The following is a 17,256-nucleotide window of genomic DNA, read 5'->3' as shown; positions in this document are numbered from 1 at the left end:
CTGTCCCTCCTAAAGTTTCCCGTTGATTTTTGCGTTGAAGCCATAGACTTCCCGGTCGCCATCAAGCGCAACCAGTTCGACTTCACGATCCTGTCCCGGCTCAAACCGCACGGCAGTCCCGGCGGGAATATTGAGCCTGAAACCTCTCGTTCGCTCCCTATCAAAGACGAGTGCCTCATTGGTCTCATAGAAATGATAATGCGAGCCAACCTGTATCGGCCTGTCGCCGGTGTTCTCAACGGCAATGGTGCAGGTTTCGCGACCGTCGTTGAGGTCGATCGACCCGTCTTCGATGAAATATTCACCCGGTATCATGATCGTCTCCTGAAGCGCGTACCGAAAAGCGCCAAGCGTTTTCGGTACAAGATGCGGGCAGAACCAAAAGCAAGAGCAATTTCGGTCATTCAGAAACGCACTAAGGAATCGGGTTGTGAACGGTCACAAGTTTGGTGCCGTCTGGAAAAGTGGCTTCCACCTGAATGTCGTGGATCATTTCAGGCACGCCCTCCATCACCTCATCCCGGCTGAGAAGCGTGGCCCCGTAGGACATGAGTTCCGCGACCGTTTTACCGTCGCGGGCACCCTCCAGAATTTCAGCGGAGATGTAAGCCACAACCTCTGGATAGTTCAGTTTCAACCCTCTGGCTCGGCGTCGCTCCGCAACCAATGCTGCAGTGAAAATCAGAAGTTTGTCCTTTTCACGTGGCAATAGTTCCATCGGTAGACCCTCTCCAAAGTCAGTTATGTGGCCCAGATGCGCGGTGCAGTGGCCGGTTTTCCTAATCCCATTTCGCGTAGAACCTCCCACGCCCTGCGAAATAGCGCCTTGGCTTCCGACATCCGCCCGCCGAGATAGCGGCAGACAATCACCCTTTCGAGCCGCGACGCCGAAAACAGATTTCTGGCTGTGTCACCCACCGCTTCGCGAATGGCCTGAAGTGCGTTTTCCGCAGCCGGACCGGCATAAACCATCGTGGCAACAATTGGTTTGGCGCAAAATGCATAAGCCGCATTCACTGCTGGTGCGGCACCACGAAGGCGAAATTGTTCGAACCAGATTGGCTTTCCGTCCCTGAATATTTCGACCCGTTGCCGGACTTCGCCCCTGTCGAAGCTTTCCTGACAGGCAGGACGCCCCAGACTGAAAATGTCCCACCCCAGATAGACTGCATCACCGCTCAGGGAGACATGCGTGCTTATGGATGCTTTGGCGCCGTCAAAAACGATTGCTTCCTGAGGGAGATACTCGCATATGCCACCTTCACTCACATCGATCCTAGTCGTCTGTGCGCTCTGGCCTCGCTCACTGCGATAGAATTTCGTGGCGCCCGGTGTTGTCAGAACAGCCCTGGCCTTGCGACCCAAAAAGCACGAAATATCAAGAATATCATCCCCTGCAACTCCACCCGGCGGATGAAGGAGATAGACATGCGCGCTGCCGTCTTTCTCAGGATAAAAAGGCTGTTGAACCGCAAGGGGACCCACATGGCGCCGCCGCATCAGCCGCGTCACTTCACGATTATGCTCAAACCGAAGTTCAAGCTCTGCATGCCAACCCTTGTTCATCTACAAAAGCCACCTCTGTGCTATTGGAGAACTTAATTGCGCTGTTGACGCATGAGGTAAAAACTGGGCAAGGCAGTAAAGTAAGTCGATAATAACAAGGTGCCATGACTGCTACAAGTTTAAAGTTATCGACACTCATGGCGACCGCCAATTTAAATATCAGTGTGTGAAAATTGAGTTCGCAGCTGCAATTCATTTTAATTTCAAGAGCGTATAAAATCACTGGCGGCGTCCCTCGAAATTCTTCTATCGATTGGCGAGGCGCTTGATCATCCTGGCTGGCAGATAAAGCACCAGCGAAGCTTGTTCGAGTGTACCCTGCCCCGCCACGGCAAATGCATCGTCCATACTTGCATATTCATCAGTCAAGAACTGACGCAAGAAGTTACCCGATCCCAGAAGCTTGATCAGGGTGTCAGAACTGGCGAACAGGGTGTGCCCGCCACGATCCACCTGCGAGACATCAAGAACCTGAATGTCCTTGTTTTGCAGGAACCCTATATCAGCTCCGCTCCCAACACGAGGCTCACCTCCGGTCAATCGGCGCGAAATATCGAGGGCACGGTCGCGGCGCGAAACAACGATAGTGAAAGGTCGCGGCAAATGACTAATATCATTCACCTGGCTCCTGAAGAGATCGGGGTCGAGGTCTGGCGCAGCAAGAAGCACCCCCTTGATCCGCTGAAGCACCTTTCTCTGATTCCGGATGGAAAGGGTTCTCAGCGCTTCCATCACGACAACCGCCCCCATTGAATGACCGACGACAATGATCCCGGTCGCCTTTGAGCGCGCCACAAGTTGAAGCGTCTCAGCCAGTCCATCTCTGGCAATGAGCGCGCTGTCACGATCATACAGATAACGTGTCAGTGCACCGGCTGAAGCCCATGAAAAATAAACGGGTAAAGACCCCACGTCATAGTCATGCACGATCTGGGCGTTGCGAAAGAGCCCCTCTGCGAAATTGTTATTATAGCCGTGAACGAAGATAAACACTTCGCGCTGCGATGCAGGCCGCTCGGATAATCTCCGGTTGATTTCACGAACCATGGCCTCTCCATTTGGAAGGCTCAAATAGTTGGTTGCGCTGAACTGCCGTCGGGGATCTGGCCTGGACGCAGACGTTTCCACCGATCCGGGCCGGTGATTGTGTGGAATGCGAACATCTATGGTGGAGAACTTCAGCGCATCCGAACGCGCGCGTGTATAGGCGATTTCTGGGTCGTCTGAACGATCCCGAACCGTAGCAACCATGAGAGGAACCACATCGCCTGACCGCGAATACGACTGCTCAGCCGTCCCCAATCCAGTGACAGCGCGAGGCCCGGCACATCCCACAACCACCGAAAATACCAGTACAACTGCGCGAAACGGCCTCATAAAACTCCCCCGCAACGCTGCATTCAATGACGAGGTAAAAGCTTTTCAATAGTTTAGCCTGCTGGCACATTTGACAAATGCCTTTCAGCGTTTGGCTTAGGCGTCCTATTCATCTAACAAAGAAGTTTTTCAGAACGCGGCTGGCTCACTCGATAGTAACTTACGAAAGGGATTTAACAAAGCCAGCTTATTCCACGATACAATCATCGTCCGCCAGCGGATTAAATTATCATCAACTCCGCGACAGCCAAATGAACAGAGCGATGTTTCGGACCGCCAGCATCGCGCCAAAACCTTCTTTCAATTAGTGCATATTCTGGTTGCGGCTACGCTCCTGCGTCAGTTCTGCGGTGGTCTGGCCGAGCCGCTTCGCCAATTCTCGCATGATCGTGATGGCCATTTCCGGATAGTCACCGAGGATTTTCGTGAAATGCTCCTTGCTGATGCGCAAGGTCTCCAGAGGCGTCGCTGCTCTCACCGTCGCGGTGCGCCCCATATCGCACAAGATGCCAATTTCTCCAACGATGGAATTGGGCTGTGCATCGGCAACCTTGATGGGCCCGCTTGGTGAATCGACAAGAATATCCGCGCCACCCAGAAGGATCACATAGGCGGCATCGGATATGTCGCCCTGATGGAACAGCGTTTCACCGGGCTTGAAAGTCACGCGCTCAGAGGTGAAGGCGAGAAGCTTTAGCTTCGCCGGTTCTATTCCACCAAAGAACGGCATGCGCCGCAGCATTTCGACTTCATCCTTCAACAACATCGATCTTCCCTTTCATCCCGCCTTACGACAGCAAATCCTTGAGCGGTCCATCCTCCTGCATCAGCGCCTCATAGGTGCCATCCTGAACCACCCGCCCATGATCAAACACGATAACGCGGTCGAAATCTCTGGCGAGAGAAAAATTACTCAACGCCCATATTATTGCGGGTTTATGACCTTCTTTATGCAGCGTATGCATAATATTTCCAGCGATCTGAAACTGGATACGCTGATCCAGTGATGGCAGCGGCCGGTTAAACACGACATAATCAGCATGTTTAAGCAGCGCTCGCGCCATATTGATTTTCTGGCGCTGCACACTGGTCAGTCGCTTGCCGCCCGAGCCGACATCAAAATCAAGCCCGATGATCAGGATTGTGCGCTGCTGGCCCGTTTCCTCGAAGAGATCGATGAGGATCGACCGAATTTTGTCCGACGCATTCATCTGTCCATAACTGATCTTGCCAAACAGCAGATTGTCGAGCAGCGTGGCGTGCTTGATGAAGCGGTCCAGCTCGTATGGCTCGATCACGGCGCGCAGGTCATCCGGCGTATCGCGCAGAAAGCGTGTTCTTGCCTTGAGAATTTTGGCCTTCAACGCGTCGGTCAGAAGGCCGAAACGATGCCGTGGCTCAATATAGGAGAAGCTGAGACGTACGATGTTGACGCGGTCTTCGTCCGAAACCGCATCAACACTGAGCCCCTTCACCCGCTGCAAAAGCGTCTCATATTCGGGAATGTCTTCCGGCCGCATGAAGGTTAGCTGCTGGAAGAACGGGTGGTCGGGCGGCAGATCGCGGAAAAGCTCGATAGCGTTTTCAGCGATTTCGAGGCTCATGGCGTAAAGATCGGCGAGAAGATCGTCCTCGCCGATTACCTCGCGGAAAAACGGATGCGCCGCCAGTTGCCGGATGGTCATGGAGGAGCGGTCGAGCACGCCGAACAGCAGATTTTCACCCACCGTCGCCTGCGCGTTATAGACATCCGGCTCAAAGGGAATGACCAACGCCGCCATATCACCGCCGTCAAGCCGCTTACGCAACGCCTGCCGGAGTTCCACGATGCGGGAGATGAATTCCGGATGCGCAATCGTATCGACCTTCGACAGAAGCGCTATATCGAAAATGTCATGGGTAACCATCACTGCGTCGAGGATGGGGCGCACGACGGCGTAGAGCCCGTCCCGTCCCGAAATGCCCATCGCCGCGTAATCCACCCAGTCGCTATTGAGATCGAAATCGGGATTTCGCGCCCGGCGCGCCTCGGCAATTTGCCATTGCCGTTTTTTCGCGTCATCGCCTTCATAGGCAACCTTGGTCAGGGGCGCATGTCTGAGCCCGTAAAGCAGATTGTCGCGTAGGGAACCGCTGAAGAAATAGCCATCACCCGACGCATAGGCGATGCGCCGCCCGGTGACCGATTCAGGCATTTCGAGTAGATCATGACCGTCGATGGCGACCCGCCCGGTTGCAGGCCAGACGAGTCGGCCCAACAGTTCGGCAAATACATCGCTGCCACTGCCCGCAGGCCCGATCAGCGCGACGGTCTCGGTCGGCTTCAGCTCCAGGCTGACATGTTCCAGAATCGGCGCGCCGCTGTCGTCTTGCACCGTGACATTGCTGATGACGACCGGCTGATCGAGCGCAGGAACAGTGTCATAGTGGACCGATTGCACCTTCGGGGCGATGAGATTATCGACGCTGAACTGCTCGACCACTTGTGCATACTTGACCTGCACATCCTGGCGGTTCTGGTCCCAGTCGATCAGTTCCTTGAGTGGACCCGGTAGGTCCTTATAGGCATTGATGACGGCAACAAGCTGGCCGATATCGAGCCTACCCTGAAGCGCCAGAATACCGCCGATCATGTAGAACAGAAACGGTGTGACCTGAGCCAGAAAATTGTTGATGAACTTGACCAGAAATTTCCACTGATAAAGATCATAGCGGATAGAGAAGATGTGCCCCAGCCGGTTGGCGATATCGGCCCGCTCGAAATTCGACGTATCGTTGCTGTGAATGGCGCTGATGCCGTCAACGATCTCGCCGACGCGGCCCGAAAGTTCCCGCGCCGACAATTGACGCTGGCGCCCCAGTTCCAGAAGCCGCTTTCGCATCCGGGGAATGATAATGCCCTGCGCGGCAACAATGATCGCCGCGATCATGCCGAGCCAGAAATTCTGCATCAGAATGAAGACGAGCGCCGTCAGGGCCTGCCCGCCGAGAAGCGCCGGCTGCACAAAGGCGTCGCCGGTAAAGCCTCCAAGCGGCTCGACTTCGTCCTTGATCATGGTGGCGATTTCCGCCGAGCGGACGCGTTTGAAATGGAATGGCGGGAAACGCAGCACCCGGTCCACCAGCTCGAAACGGATGCGGCGTAGCATCCGTTCGCCAAGCCTGCCCTTATAGGTATTGATATAGAGCTTGAAGAGCCCGTTGATTACGACCAGCAGCAGGAAAACCATGCTGAGGCCGATCAGCATCTGGATGCGGGTAAGCTGCAGCCCGTTGAAGAACACCACCTCGCCCAGGATCGGGAAATCATAGGTGATGCGCATGAAAGTCTGTGTGGCGCCAGGCTTCTCGAACCCTATGCCCTGAATGGGGCCGTTGATGATCTGCTTAGGCAGATCGAACGAGAGAAAATAGGGGATCATCGACACGGCGACGACAAAGAGGATCCAGGCTTGCTGGGCGCGTGTCGTGGACCAGATATAGCGAGCGAGGTTCTTTTCCATGAAGTCCCGTTTTGAGATCGATGGCCCGCCGGGCCGTGCTGCTATCGCGCCAACGCGGTCAATCGCTCTGTCTATACCTATGCATTCGCGAAACCTCCTCCGCTTTTGCCAGTATATTTGTAGTGCGTTCGCAGCAAAATGGAAGTATCTCGCCTCACTTAAAAGCGAGATAACAATGGTTGAGAGAACTTAGTGCCGCAAACTGCACAGCTTTAATGTTGCTAACGACGGCGATAAAGAAAATAGCGGTTCGCGGCGACGCTCTGCGGTAGAGGCATGGGCGTCAATTCAGGATGTTCGAGCGGCAATCCGCAGGCGGCTATGCCGCCACGTTTCAGGAGCGAGGCCACAGCGTCGGGGAGCCATGTTAGGGTCAGCGCATCCAGATTTTCATGACCAGTGCCAATATCGGCATGCACGAGCGCTGCCTCGATGCCGAGATAATCGCCAATCGTGTCCTTGATCTCACCGACGACCAGATTGTCGCCCTGAGGTGTCGAACTTTCGAAAGAACGGGCCACGCGATCGAAAGCGATAATCCGGCGATCCGGAAACAGCTCCCTGATATGATCATATGTGCGGCCATTGCCGAGACCAAGCTCCATGATCGTTCCGGGAATTGCGCGGACATCGTCCGCAATGCTGTTCAGGATATCACGCTGGGCGCAAAGACGGCGGATGAAACTGTCGAGACGACTCATGATCTGTTCTTCAATCTGCAAATGTCCGAGACGTCCGCTTATACAACGGCGGACATAAAGTCGACCGCGACCGATGATGCACGGTTGCGACCCGACCTGAGGGTGACTATGCCTTGACGATATTATCGCCGCTGATGGCGCGGCGTCCGAACGCATTTCTGGTATCAACGATCAACGGCGCCCATTTGGCCAGCGCCTGATAGTCGATCTGATCGTGATCGGTGGCGATCAGCACAGCGTCAAAATTTCTGACAACCTCTTCGGTCAGCTCGACCGAGGCGCGACCGCGAAGTTCGATATAGTCGCGCGTGGGCGGGATCGTTGAGACGAAGGGATCGTGATAATCGGTCGTTCCGCCACGGGCCTCAATCAGTTCGATCAGTTTAAGCGACGGGCTTTCGCGGATATCGGGAACATTTTTCTTGTAGGCGAGGCCGATTATCAACACGCTCGAGCGGCTGACGGCTTTTCCGTGGCGGCGATCAAGCGCTTCGGCAAGACGGTCGACGACATGACGCGGCATAGCCGAATTGATCTCACCGGCAAGTTCGATGAAACGCGTCGGCAATTCATATTCGCGCGATTTCCAGGTCAGGTAGAACGGATCGATGGGAATGCAATGACCGCCAAGTCCCGGCCCCGGATAAAACGGCATGTAGCCAAACGGCTTAGTCTTTGCGGCTTCGATAACTTCCCAAATATCGATGCCCATGGCCTCGTAGACGACCTTCAATTCGTTGACGAGAGCGATATTGACTGCCCGGAAGATATTTTCCGTCAGCTTTACCGCCTCGGCGGTGGCATTGGATGACACCGGAACGACAGTCTTGACCGCAGCTCCGTAAAAGGCGGTCATAAGTTGCGAGGCCTCTGGGCCATCACCGGCGACAATCTTCGGGATACTTGAGGTCTCGAAATCGCGGTTGCCGGGATCCTCGCGTTCTGGCGAAAAGCCGAGGAAGAAATCCACGCCGGAACGCAGGCCCGTGTTTTCCAGAACAGGCCGTACCACCTCATTGGTGGTGCCGGGATAGGTGGTGGATTCCAGCACGATCAGCTGACCGGCTTTCAACGTTCTGGCAATCGCGTCACAGGTTTTGACAACGAATGACAGATCGGGGTCCCGCTGTTTGGTCAGCGGCGTCGGAACACAAATGATGATGACATTGCAATCGCCGAGACTTGAAAAGTCAGTCGTCGCACTGAAACGGCCTTCACCAACATGACGCCCCAGCACCGTATCGGACACGGCTTCGATATAGGATTTGCCATCGTCTATCATGACGATCTTGCCGGGGTCGATATCGAACCCTATGACGCTGAAACCGCTATTGGCGATGGTCATCGCCAGAGGCAAGCCAACATAGCCGAGGCCGATAACCCCCACGCGCGCCGAGCGATTGGCGATAGCTGAAAACAGGTTCCCATGAAGCGGGGCAGAGTCGGTCAAGATCATAGCTCTCCGGCAATTGATATCCTTCAGTGGCGGATTTACGGGCCAGCTGTCAAGGACGCCGCCGAGGGGTAACTATATGTTCACCGGAAACCGAGCGATTTTACTTTAGTGAAACTGGCTTTGCCACGATAACACGCTATATTGGTCGCAATGATTTGCTGACGACCGGCCATGACATGGCTGACGGCTAGAAAGAATAACAAGCGATGGATGTCCCCCGGATTCCTATTTCCGAAACATTGCTGAGCCCGGTTTTACACTGGCTACAACAATCTGCGCTCAATGGCGCAAGCCTCGAAACTCTGGCCGAAGGATTTTGTGAAAGGTTGGCGGCGGCTGGCGTGCCGCTGATGCGCGTCCATTTAAGTTTTTCGATGTTGCATCCGCTTTACGACGCGCTCGGCTTCACCTGGATACGCGGTAAGGGCATGGAAATCGAGGGCTTTCGTGCTTCCACCAGCGAGAAGGATGCAGAGCGGTTTCTCACGAGCCCCTATTTCCATCTGCTTAGCAACAACCTGCAATATCTGCGTCGTCAGATCGACCCATCTGCGCCATCGGAGTTCCCGGTTTTCGATGAATTGAAGGAAATCGGAGCCACCGATTATCTCGCCTTCGTGCAATCCTTCGGCGATGGCAACAGTCAGGGTATGGTCGGCTCTTGGACCACAGATATCCCCGGCGGCTTCGGTGACGACGTGGTGGAGACATTGCTGAATATCCAGAACAGCCTGGCAATCGCCGCAAAGATGGCGGTGCTCGGCAAGCTCGCAGACAATATGGTCACCACCTATCTTGGCGGTAATGCTGGCAAGCGCGTGTTATCCGGCCAGATTCGTCGCGGGGATGGAGAGACCATTCGCGCTGTGCTCGTCATGGGCGACATGCGACAGTCGACGGACCTTGCCGAAAAGGCGGGCAGGCAGGTCTATATTGACACGCTCAACGAGTTTTTCGATGCAATCGCCGCGCCCTTCAACAAGAATGGCGGCGAGATTACGAGTTTTGTCGGAGACGGGTTCCTCGCAGTCTATCCCTGCGGACGTCACCGGGAGCCGTCGCAGATCGCGGCGCGCGCGGCAATGGCGGCAGTGCGGCAGGCAACTGCAGCCATGGTCGACATGAACAACGAACGAAAAAGGAAGGGCCTCGACGAGGTCCGCTATGGAATGGGCCTGCATGTCGGCAACGTGATGTTCGGCAATGTCGGCCTCAAGGACCGGCTGACGTTCTCCACATTCGGCAGCGCCGTCAATGAAGTGTCGCGGTTGCAGGGGCTGACGAGGCTCTATCCCGACCATCCGATTATCGCCAGCGAGGCGTTCACCAACTATTGCGGTGGCGACTGGGTGACGCTGGGTGCGAAGAAACTGCGCGGCGTACAGGACAAGGTGACGATATTGGCGCCGGGTGGGGAAAACCTGAAGATGAGCAGTATTGAGGCAACCGGAAGGAACAAGCCGGATGCAGGCTCCGAAGCCGAGCAAGTGATGCTGCTTTTCCGCAACTCCCGCGACCGGAAGCCCCCGAAGCTTGAGGGGAACCTTCTTCAATGATCAAGACATGTGCTGTGGCACTGCTTCTATCCACCGTGTTTGTCCAAGTCTCAGCGATTGCCGATCCATTGAACACACCCCTTTTCGATACTTTCGATGGTGAAGATTTTTCACCCACCGGCGGGCTTTATTACCGCGATAATGATGAACAGAAAGCGGGAACGGTCGAGTTCCAGAGTGCGGTCACCCGCACCGGACCGCGCGCCTTGAAACTGAGCGTGCGATCCGGTTGCAAGGCAACAACGGAAAACTGCAGCGAAAGGGCGGAAATCTGGGAAAAAACCGAGCTTCGCATTCCATACGACCAAGCCGTCTGGTACGGTTTCGCAGTCAAGTTTGCCGACCCCATCCCACAAGACGACCATCGCTATGTGATTGCGCAGTGGAAGCGTGAGATCGGCCCCGGAACAAAAGGCGACTTCAGCCCGTTTCTGGCGGTGCGGCTCAACAAGGGCAAGCTCTTCATCACTGTAGAAACGAATTATCACCCGCCAGTCTCCGCCGGGACCAAGGGCACAGCCGCGACATGCGATAAAGGGTCAACCCCGGTTTGGTTGCGGCCAGAAACCAACCAGATGCGGGCGCTTGTCGCGACCGACGACAACTGGGTCGCGGAAGATGGCGGCCTCTTCTCGGCATGCACCGACAAAATCACTATCACGCCCCGCGGCAACAGCCTCCCCTCTCCCGACTCCGGGTGGATCGATTTTGCGATCATGACGAAACCCGGCCCGGACGGAACCGGCCATATCGAAATTTTCGCCAACGGCCTCTGGATCTCGACAATCAAAGGCTATATCGGCCACAACGATCCCGGATTGGGCAAGAACCAGTACTTCAAATTCGGGCCATATCGTGCGGCTGGAACCGGCGAATGGTCGCTGTTTTATGATGATTTCCGCAGGTCAGCCAACTGCAAGGACGTTCTTCGCGACAGCAACGCATGTGACCTCATCAAGTAATCCTTCCGAGCTGAAAGCATTGTCCCGCGCGTATCTTCGCGCAGGGGCGTGACAACTGCTGGATGCGTGAAATCTAGTCATGGACTCATAGGCATTCGTGCGCTAGCGTTCAGGTCGGGGGTGCCCGCACCGGGGACACGCAACAGTGAAGGCCTGCAAGCATGATCTCAGGGACAGATCTCTTGAGGATCGAAAATCTGAGCATTTCCTTCACCTTGCTTGGTGGGAAGATCATGGCCGTGAAAAAAGCCGATCTGCGTGTCCTGCCAGGCAAAGTCACCGCCCTCGTCGGCGAATCTGGTTCTGGAAAGTCTGTTATAAGTCAATCGGTTATGGGAATTCTGCCGCGCACTGCTTCCGCGAGTGGCAAAATCCTTTTCCAAGACCCCGACATGCCCGGCCAGCCGCCTATCAACATTCTCAGCCTGCCTACTGACGGTCCAGAGATACGGGCGCTCCGTGGCAATCGCATCGGCAAGATTTTTCAGGAGCCGCTCACATCGCTGTCGCCGCTCCACACGATCGGCAACCAGATTTCGGAAGTACTGTCGATCCATACCAGGGATACAAAAGCCGAGCGGCGTGAGCAGACAGAGGAGATGCTTGGCCTCGTCGGTTTCAAGAACCCGACCCAGGCCTATGACAAATATCCGTTCGAACTGTCCGGTGGTATGCGCCAACGCGCCATGATTGCCATGGCGCTCATATGCAAGCCATCCCTGCTGATCGCCGACGAACCGACCACGGCGCTTGATGTAACCATTCAGGCGCAAATTCTCGAACTGCTCGGCGAGCTTCGAGCCAAGCTTAACATGGCAATGCTGCTCATCACGCACGATCTGGGCGTTGTCGCCAATGTCGCCGACGAGGTGGTCGTCATCTATCACGGCGAGATCATGGAATCGGGACCGGTCGAAACCATCTTCCGCAAACCAGCCCATCCCTATCTCAAGGGCCTGATGGCTGCCGTGCCGCATTTCGACATGAAGCCGGGCGAACGTCTGAAATCCTTACGCGACGTGCCAGTCGATGTCGCCAAGTTGATGGGCAAGAGCAAAGCCGTCCATACGGATCGCAACAATGTGCTGCTCTCCGTGCGCGATATCTCCAAGACCTTCGCAGCCCGCAAAACCCTTTTCGCAAAAGATGGCGGGCCGCCGACGCGGGCAGTCAATGACGTCAGTTTCGACGTATTGCGCGGCGAATGTTTCGGCCTCGTCGGCGAGAGCGGCTGCGGCAAGACCACACTGAGCAAAATCCTGATGCGCGCCGTCACGCCGGACGCAGGCTCCGTAATTTTCAACGGCGACACAGGCCCGATTGACATCCTAGACGCCAGCGGCAACGACCTGCAGGCGTTACGCACCAAAATCCAGATGGTGTTTCAGGACCCGGTATCGTCGCTGTCGCCGCGCATGACCATCCAGAATATTCTCAGCGAACCGCTGGAAATTCACGGGCGCGGAAACGCCAAATCCCGACTGGACAAGGTAGCAGACCTGATGGACGTGGTCGGCCTGAACCGCCGCTATCTCAATCGCTACCCGCACGGTCTCTCGGGCGGCCAGCGCCAGCGCGTCGGCATCGCGCGGTCTCTGGCGCTCGGTCCGGAACTTATCTTGTGCGATGAACCCGTATCGGCGCTCGATGTATCCGTACAGGCGCAAATCCTCAACCTTCTCAAAGATTTGCAGAAGGAACTCGGGCTTACTTACATCTTCATTTCGCACAATCTGGCGGTAGTGGATTATATGGCCGACCGGATCGCCGTGATGTGTGGCGGGCGGATTGTCGAAATCGCTCCACGCCGCACCTTGATGCGGGCGCCTGTCCATCCCTATACGAAATCGCTGCTTGCCGCCGTTCCATTTCCCGATCTCGACCGTCCACTTGACTTCGGCAAGCTCAGTGCCAGCGGTGCATCCGACAAACGCAACTGGGGTATCCAGTTCCGCAACGACGGACCGGACGACATGCTGACACCAATAGATCTGGGCGACGGGCACCTTGTGCTTGCACGCAAGACCGCAGACATGCGGGAGTTGAAGCCTTGATCAATCGGCGAACGACACTGGGCATGCTTGCTTCCTGCTTTCTACCTGGTGTTTCGCGGGCGGATCCGCCTTTGCCGAACTATTCACTGCCGCAGCCGGGCGCGCTACCCGATCGGGCTGACCGCCTCCCCAAAACACCAAGGATCGTCAATATGGCGGCGCTTGGTCGCAAACCCGGTGTCAACGGAGGTGTCATCCGCACCCTGATCGGCAACCAGAAAGACATCCGGTTGATGACGCTTTACGGCTATTCCCGTCTGGTTGGCTATGACGAAAAGCTCAACATGCATGCGGATATTCTCGAAAGCTTCGAGACAGTCGAGGACAGGGCTTTTACCTTCAAAATCCGCCCGGGGCACCGCTGGTCGGATGGTTCCTATCTGACATCGGAGGATTTCCGCTATTGCTGGGAAGACGTGATGCTCAACACGGAGCTGAAGCGAGGGGGTCCGCCGAGGGTCTTGTTGGTCAATGGAAGGCCGCCGCGTTTCGAAGTCATTGACGAGTTGACGGTCAGATATAGCTGGGACGCGCCTAATCCGGATTTCCTGCCACAACTGGCGGCGCCGCAGGCGCTAACGATTGTTCTGCCGTCGCAGTATTTGAAACAATTTCACAAGACCTATCAGGACAATTTCCGGCTCTCGGCCCTGATGAAGCAATACCGCGTCAAGAAATGGACTGACCTTCATTTCAATATGGCGCGCAGCTATCGGCCCGAAAACCCGGAACTGCCGACCCTCGATCCATGGCGAAACACAACCGCGTCGCCTGCCGAGCAGTTTGTTTTCGAGCGCAACCCGTATTTCCACCGCGTCGATGAAAACGGGGTGCAATTGCCCTATGTCGACAAAGTGATCCTGAATATCAGCTCCCCGACAATCATTGCCGCCAAGACCGGCGCTGGTGAAAGCGATCTGCAGGCACACGGCATCGACTTTTCCGACTACGCCTTTCTGAAGGATTCCGAAAAGCGTTTTCCGGTCAGGGTCAGCTTGTGGAAGCGGACGGAAGGTGCGAGGGTGAGCCTTATGCCCAACCTCAATGCTGGGGACGCCATTTGGCGGGCGCTCTTCTGGGATGTGCGCGTGCGCCGCGCCCTATCGCTCGCAATCGACCGGACCGAAATCAACAAGGCGGTGTTCTACGGTCTTGCCGTTGACAGCGCCAACTCCATCCTGCCCGAAAGCCCGCTCTACAAACCAGGATATAAAACGGCGTGGAGCGCCCATGATCCTGAACAAGCGAACGTCCTGCTGGACGCGGCTGGCCTGCAACGGCGGGACGAGAACGGGATTCGCCTGCTGCCAGACGGTCGCTCCGCAAAGATCGTGGTGGAAACCGCGGGCGAAAGCACCTTGGAAACAGATATCCTTGAGCTTGTCACAGATCACTGGGCGAAGGTCGGCATCTCGCTGTTCATCCGGACATCCCAGCGTGACGTTTTCCGTAGCCGGGCCATGGGTGGCGAAATCATGATGTCCATGTGGTCGGGGCTCGATAACGGCATACCGACCGCCGATATGAACCCGGGCGAGCTCGCCCCAACCTCGGACGACCAATTGCAATGGCCGGTCTGGGGCATGTATTACATGTCGAACGGAATGAAGGGCCATCCTCCGGAAATTCCCGAAGTAAAGCAGCTGATCGAGCTTCTCAGCCAATGGCGGGACTCCAGCGACATAGCCGAGCGGGCCACTATCTGGACGCAGATGCTGGATATCTATTCGCAGCAGGTGTTTTCCATCGGTATCGTCAACAGCACCCCCCAGCCCGTCTTGCGCGCGGCCAGCCTCCAGAATGTACCGGAGAAAGGGCTCTACGGCTTCGACCCGACCAGCTTTCTCGGCGTTTTTATGCCGGATGCGTTCTGGTATGGAAAGGACGCCTGACCATGCTGCGATATATTCTCTGGCGCATCGCAGCAATGATCCCCACGCTCATCATCATTTCCGCTCTGGTTTTCACCATTATTGAACTACCGCCGGGCGACTATTTCGAAAGCTATGTGTCGGAGCTTCGCGCGCAGGGCGAAGCCGTGGACATGCAAGAAATCGAGGAGCTACGCGTCCAGTACGGCTTCGATAAACCACCGGTGCTGCGTTACTTCCACTGGGTTGCCGGGATGTTGCAGGGGGATTTCGGCTATTCGTTCGAGTATCAGCTGCCCGTCAGTGACGTTGTGGGCGACCGGCTTTGGCTGACAGTGATGGTGTCGTTCTTCACGATCATCTTCACATGGCTGATTGCTTTCCCGATCGGCATCTATTCGGCGACGCATCAATATAGCTGGGCGGATTATGGGCTGACGCTTATCGGTCTGCTTGGCATAGCGATCCCGAACTTCATGTTCGCGCTGATCCTGATGTATTTTGCCAATATTTGGTTCGGCACTTCGATTGGACATCTCATGGACCAGAAATATCTGGCCGAACCAATGAGCTGGGCCAAGGCGTCCTCAATCCTGTCCCATCTCTGGATACCCGTGCTGATCGTTGGCACCGCAGGCACTGCCGGGATGATCCGGCGTTTGCGCGCCAATCTTCTCGACGAACTCCAAAAGCAGTATGTGGTAACGGCGCGCGCCAAGGGTCTGCATCCTTTTCGCACGCTGGTGAAATATCCCCTGCGCATGGCGCTCAATTTTTTCATCTCGGACATCGGTTCGATCCTGCCAGCGATCATTTCCGGTGCTGAAATCACCGCAATCGTTCTTTCGCTGGAAACGACAGGGCCAATGCTCATAAAGGCCTTGCAGAGCCAGGATATGTATCTTGCAGGTTCGTTCCTGATGTTTCTCGCAACGCTGACGGTCATAGGCGTGTTGATCTCCGATATTGCGCTCGCCTTTCTTGATCCGCGTATCAGATTGCAGGGTGGGAGCACAAAGTGACATCATCACCCCTCCCCGAACCGGGCGCACGCCTGCCTCACTTTGTTTCGACAGAGCCTTTTGATCCGCATTCGGTCGATGTCATGACCGAAGAGCAGAGCCGCTTTTATCGGGCGTCTCAGCTCCAGCTGATGTGGTGGAAATTCAAAAAGCATAAGCTGGCGCTTGCCTCCGCCATCTTCCTCGGCGCGCTTTATGTGATGATCGCCTTCGTTGAATTCCTCGCGCCTTATAATCTTCATACACGCAATGTCGATTTCATCTATGCACCGCCGCAGGCGGTCCGCCTTTTTGACAACGGCAATTTCATCGGGCCGTTCGTCTATGGCCGCAAGATGACGCTCGATATGGACACGCTGCGACGGGTCTATGTGGATCAGAAAGACCAGATCGAACCGCTGCGTTTTTTCTGCTCGGGCGATGCCTATAAATTCTGGGGCATATTCTCGACTGATTTACATCTGGTCTGCCCCGCAAAGGGCGGCGAGCTGTTTCTTCTCGGGACAGACCGACTCGGGCGAGACGTGCTATCCCGCATCCTCTATGGCGCTCGAATCTCGCTGACAATTGGGCTGATCGGCATTGTCATCAGCTTTACTCTCGGAATTGTTATCGGTGGCCTTGCCGGTTACCATGGTGGCGTTTTCGACCTCATCGTCCAGCGAATCATAGAGGTGCTGCAGTCTATTCCAAGCATTCCCCTGTGGATGGCCCTTGCCGCCATCATGCCGATTACATGGAGCCCGATGCTGATTTACCTCGGTATTACCGCCATCCTTGGACTGCTTGACTGGACTGGGCTGGCGCGCGCCGTGCGTTCCAAGTTGCTTTCACTGCGCGAGGAAGACTACGTGCTAGCGGCCCAGCTGATGGGCGCAAAGAGCCCCCGCATTATCGGACGGCATCTCATTCCCGGCTTCATGTCGCACTTGATCGCAACTGCAACCATGTCTATTCCCGGTATGATCCTGGGTGAAACTGCGCTGAGCTTTCTCGGCCTGGGGTTACGGGCACCAATAACCAGTTGGGGCATCCTTTTGACGGAAGCCCGAAGTGTAAGTGTCATTGTCTTCTACCCCTGGCTGCTGTTTCCGATCATTCCGGTCATTCTGGTGGTTCTGGCCTTCAATTTTCTAGGTGACGGTCTTCGCGATGTCGCTGATCCGTATAGTTGAGATGGATGTTCGC

The 17,256-nt window shown here is 55.7% G+C and carries 14 protein-coding genes; 6 read left to right on the top strand and 8 right to left on the bottom strand.

Annotated features, from left to right (window positions below; translation table 11 throughout):
* Positions 1-9: 9 nt before the first annotated feature.
* The 8 genes from HWD97_RS10100 to HWD97_RS10065 form a co-directional block, all read right to left on the bottom strand.
* Positions 10-315: an urease subunit beta gene (locus tag HWD97_RS10100; RefSeq protein ID WP_109366127.1), complete on the bottom strand. Its 306-nt coding sequence runs from the start codon at positions 313-315 to the stop codon at positions 10-12.
* A gap of 100 nt (positions 316-415) precedes the next feature.
* On the bottom strand, positions 416-718 hold the full coding sequence (ureA, locus tag HWD97_RS10095; protein WP_109366128.1) for an urease subunit gamma: 303 nt from the start codon (positions 716-718) through the stop codon (positions 416-418).
* Positions 719-741: 23 nt separating this feature from the next.
* Entirely contained in the window at positions 742-1,566 is an 825-nt protein-coding gene (locus HWD97_RS10090) for an urease accessory protein UreD (protein WP_371834989.1), read from the bottom strand.
* Positions 1,567-1,812: 246 nt separating this feature from the next.
* Positions 1,813-2,613 (bottom strand): alpha/beta hydrolase, encoded by an 801-nt coding sequence (locus HWD97_RS10085; protein ID WP_235942830.1) that lies wholly within the window; start codon positions 2,611-2,613, stop codon positions 1,813-1,815.
* Positions 2,614-3,247: 634 nt separating this feature from the next.
* Positions 3,248-3,709: a cyclic nucleotide-binding domain-containing protein gene (locus tag HWD97_RS10080; RefSeq protein ID WP_371834988.1), complete on the bottom strand. Its 462-nt coding sequence runs from the start codon at positions 3,707-3,709 to the stop codon at positions 3,248-3,250.
* A 22-nt stretch (positions 3,710-3,731) separates the two neighbouring features.
* The gene (locus tag HWD97_RS10075) at positions 3,732-6,446 is read right to left on the bottom strand and encodes an ABC transporter ATP-binding protein (RefSeq protein WP_124915379.1); all 2,715 of its coding nucleotides are present in this window, start codon (positions 6,444-6,446) and stop codon (positions 3,732-3,734) included.
* Positions 6,447-6,667: 221 nt separating this feature from the next.
* Complete coding sequence (locus HWD97_RS10070; protein WP_371834987.1) at positions 6,668-7,147, bottom strand: class I SAM-dependent methyltransferase; 480 nt, start codon at positions 7,145-7,147, stop codon at positions 6,668-6,670.
* Between the two features lie 106 nt (positions 7,148-7,253).
* Entirely contained in the window at positions 7,254-8,597 is a 1,344-nt protein-coding gene (locus tag HWD97_RS10065) for a nucleotide sugar dehydrogenase (RefSeq protein WP_371830804.1), read from the bottom strand.
* 212 nt (positions 8,598-8,809) lie between these two features.
* Here HWD97_RS10065 and HWD97_RS10060 point away from each other — a divergent pair, with 212 nt between their 5' ends.
* From HWD97_RS10060 to HWD97_RS10035, 6 genes are all read left to right on the top strand, one after another.
* Positions 8,810-10,159 carry an adenylate/guanylate cyclase domain-containing protein gene (locus HWD97_RS10060; protein ID WP_124915377.1) on the top strand — a complete coding sequence of 450 codons (1,350 nt, stop codon included), beginning with the start codon at positions 8,810-8,812 and terminating at the stop codon, positions 10,157-10,159.
* Positions 10,156-11,121 (top strand): polysaccharide lyase, encoded by a 966-nt coding sequence (locus tag HWD97_RS10055; protein WP_124915376.1) that lies wholly within the window; start codon positions 10,156-10,158, stop codon positions 11,119-11,121. Before HWD97_RS10060 ends, HWD97_RS10055 begins: the two co-directional genes overlap by 4 nt.
* Before the next feature lie 161 nt (positions 11,122-11,282).
* On the top strand, positions 11,283-13,175 hold the full coding sequence (locus HWD97_RS10050; RefSeq protein ID WP_371834986.1) for an ABC transporter ATP-binding protein: 1,893 nt from the start codon (positions 11,283-11,285) through the stop codon (positions 13,173-13,175).
* Positions 13,172-15,067 carry an ABC transporter substrate-binding protein gene (locus tag HWD97_RS10045; RefSeq protein WP_235858930.1) on the top strand — a complete coding sequence of 632 codons (1,896 nt, stop codon included), beginning with the start codon at positions 13,172-13,174 and terminating at the stop codon, positions 15,065-15,067. The genes HWD97_RS10050 and HWD97_RS10045 overlap by 4 nt, the downstream gene beginning before the upstream one ends.
* Positions 15,068-15,069: 2 nt before the next feature.
* Entirely contained in the window at positions 15,070-16,068 is a 999-nt protein-coding gene (locus HWD97_RS10040; RefSeq protein ID WP_109366139.1) for an ABC transporter permease, read from the top strand.
* The gene (locus tag HWD97_RS10035; RefSeq protein WP_371834985.1) at positions 16,065-17,243 is read left to right on the top strand and encodes an ABC transporter permease; all 1,179 of its coding nucleotides are present in this window, start codon (positions 16,065-16,067) and stop codon (positions 17,241-17,243) included. The genes HWD97_RS10040 and HWD97_RS10035 overlap by 4 nt, the downstream gene beginning before the upstream one ends.
* Positions 17,244-17,256: the final 13 nt, after the last annotated feature.

Source organism: Ochrobactrum sp. C6C9 (assembly GCF_022627935.1).
Taxonomy (GTDB): domain Bacteria; phylum Pseudomonadota; class Alphaproteobacteria; order Rhizobiales; family Rhizobiaceae; genus Brucella; species Brucella teleogrylli.
This window is presented reverse-complemented; position numbering and strand designations above follow the sequence as displayed.

Bases quoted from the DNA above. Each gene is read 5' to 3' on its own strand.
- HWD97_RS10100 (WP_109366127.1), bottom strand. From the start codon at position 315: ATGATACCGGGTGAATATTTCATCGAAGACGGGTCGATCGACCTCAAC.
- ureA (WP_109366128.1), bottom strand. From the start codon at position 718: ATGGAACTATTGCCACGTGAAAAGGACAAACTTCTGATTTTCACTGCA.
- HWD97_RS10090 (WP_371834989.1), bottom strand. From the start codon at position 1,566: ATGAACAAGGGTTGGCATGCAGAGCTTGAACTTCGGTTTGAGCATAAT.
- HWD97_RS10085 (WP_235942830.1), bottom strand. From the start codon at position 2,613: ATGGTTCGTGAAATCAACCGGAGATTATCCGAGCGGCCTGCATCGCAG.
- HWD97_RS10080 (WP_371834988.1), bottom strand. From the start codon at position 3,709: ATGTTGTTGAAGGATGAAGTCGAAATGCTGCGGCGCATGCCGTTCTTT.
- HWD97_RS10075 (WP_124915379.1), bottom strand. From the start codon at position 6,446: ATGGAAAAGAACCTCGCTCGCTATATCTGGTCCACGACACGCGCCCAG.
- HWD97_RS10070 (WP_371834987.1), bottom strand. From the start codon at position 7,147: ATGAGTCGTCTCGACAGTTTCATCCGCCGTCTTTGCGCCCAGCGTGAT.
- HWD97_RS10060 (WP_124915377.1), top strand. From the start codon at position 8,810: ATGGATGTCCCCCGGATTCCTATTTCCGAAACATTGCTGAGCCCGGTT.
- HWD97_RS10055 (WP_124915376.1), top strand. From the start codon at position 10,156: ATGATCAAGACATGTGCTGTGGCACTGCTTCTATCCACCGTGTTTGTC.
- HWD97_RS10050 (WP_371834986.1), top strand. From the start codon at position 11,283: ATGATCTCAGGGACAGATCTCTTGAGGATCGAAAATCTGAGCATTTCC.
- HWD97_RS10040 (WP_109366139.1), top strand. From the start codon at position 15,070: ATGCTGCGATATATTCTCTGGCGCATCGCAGCAATGATCCCCACGCTC.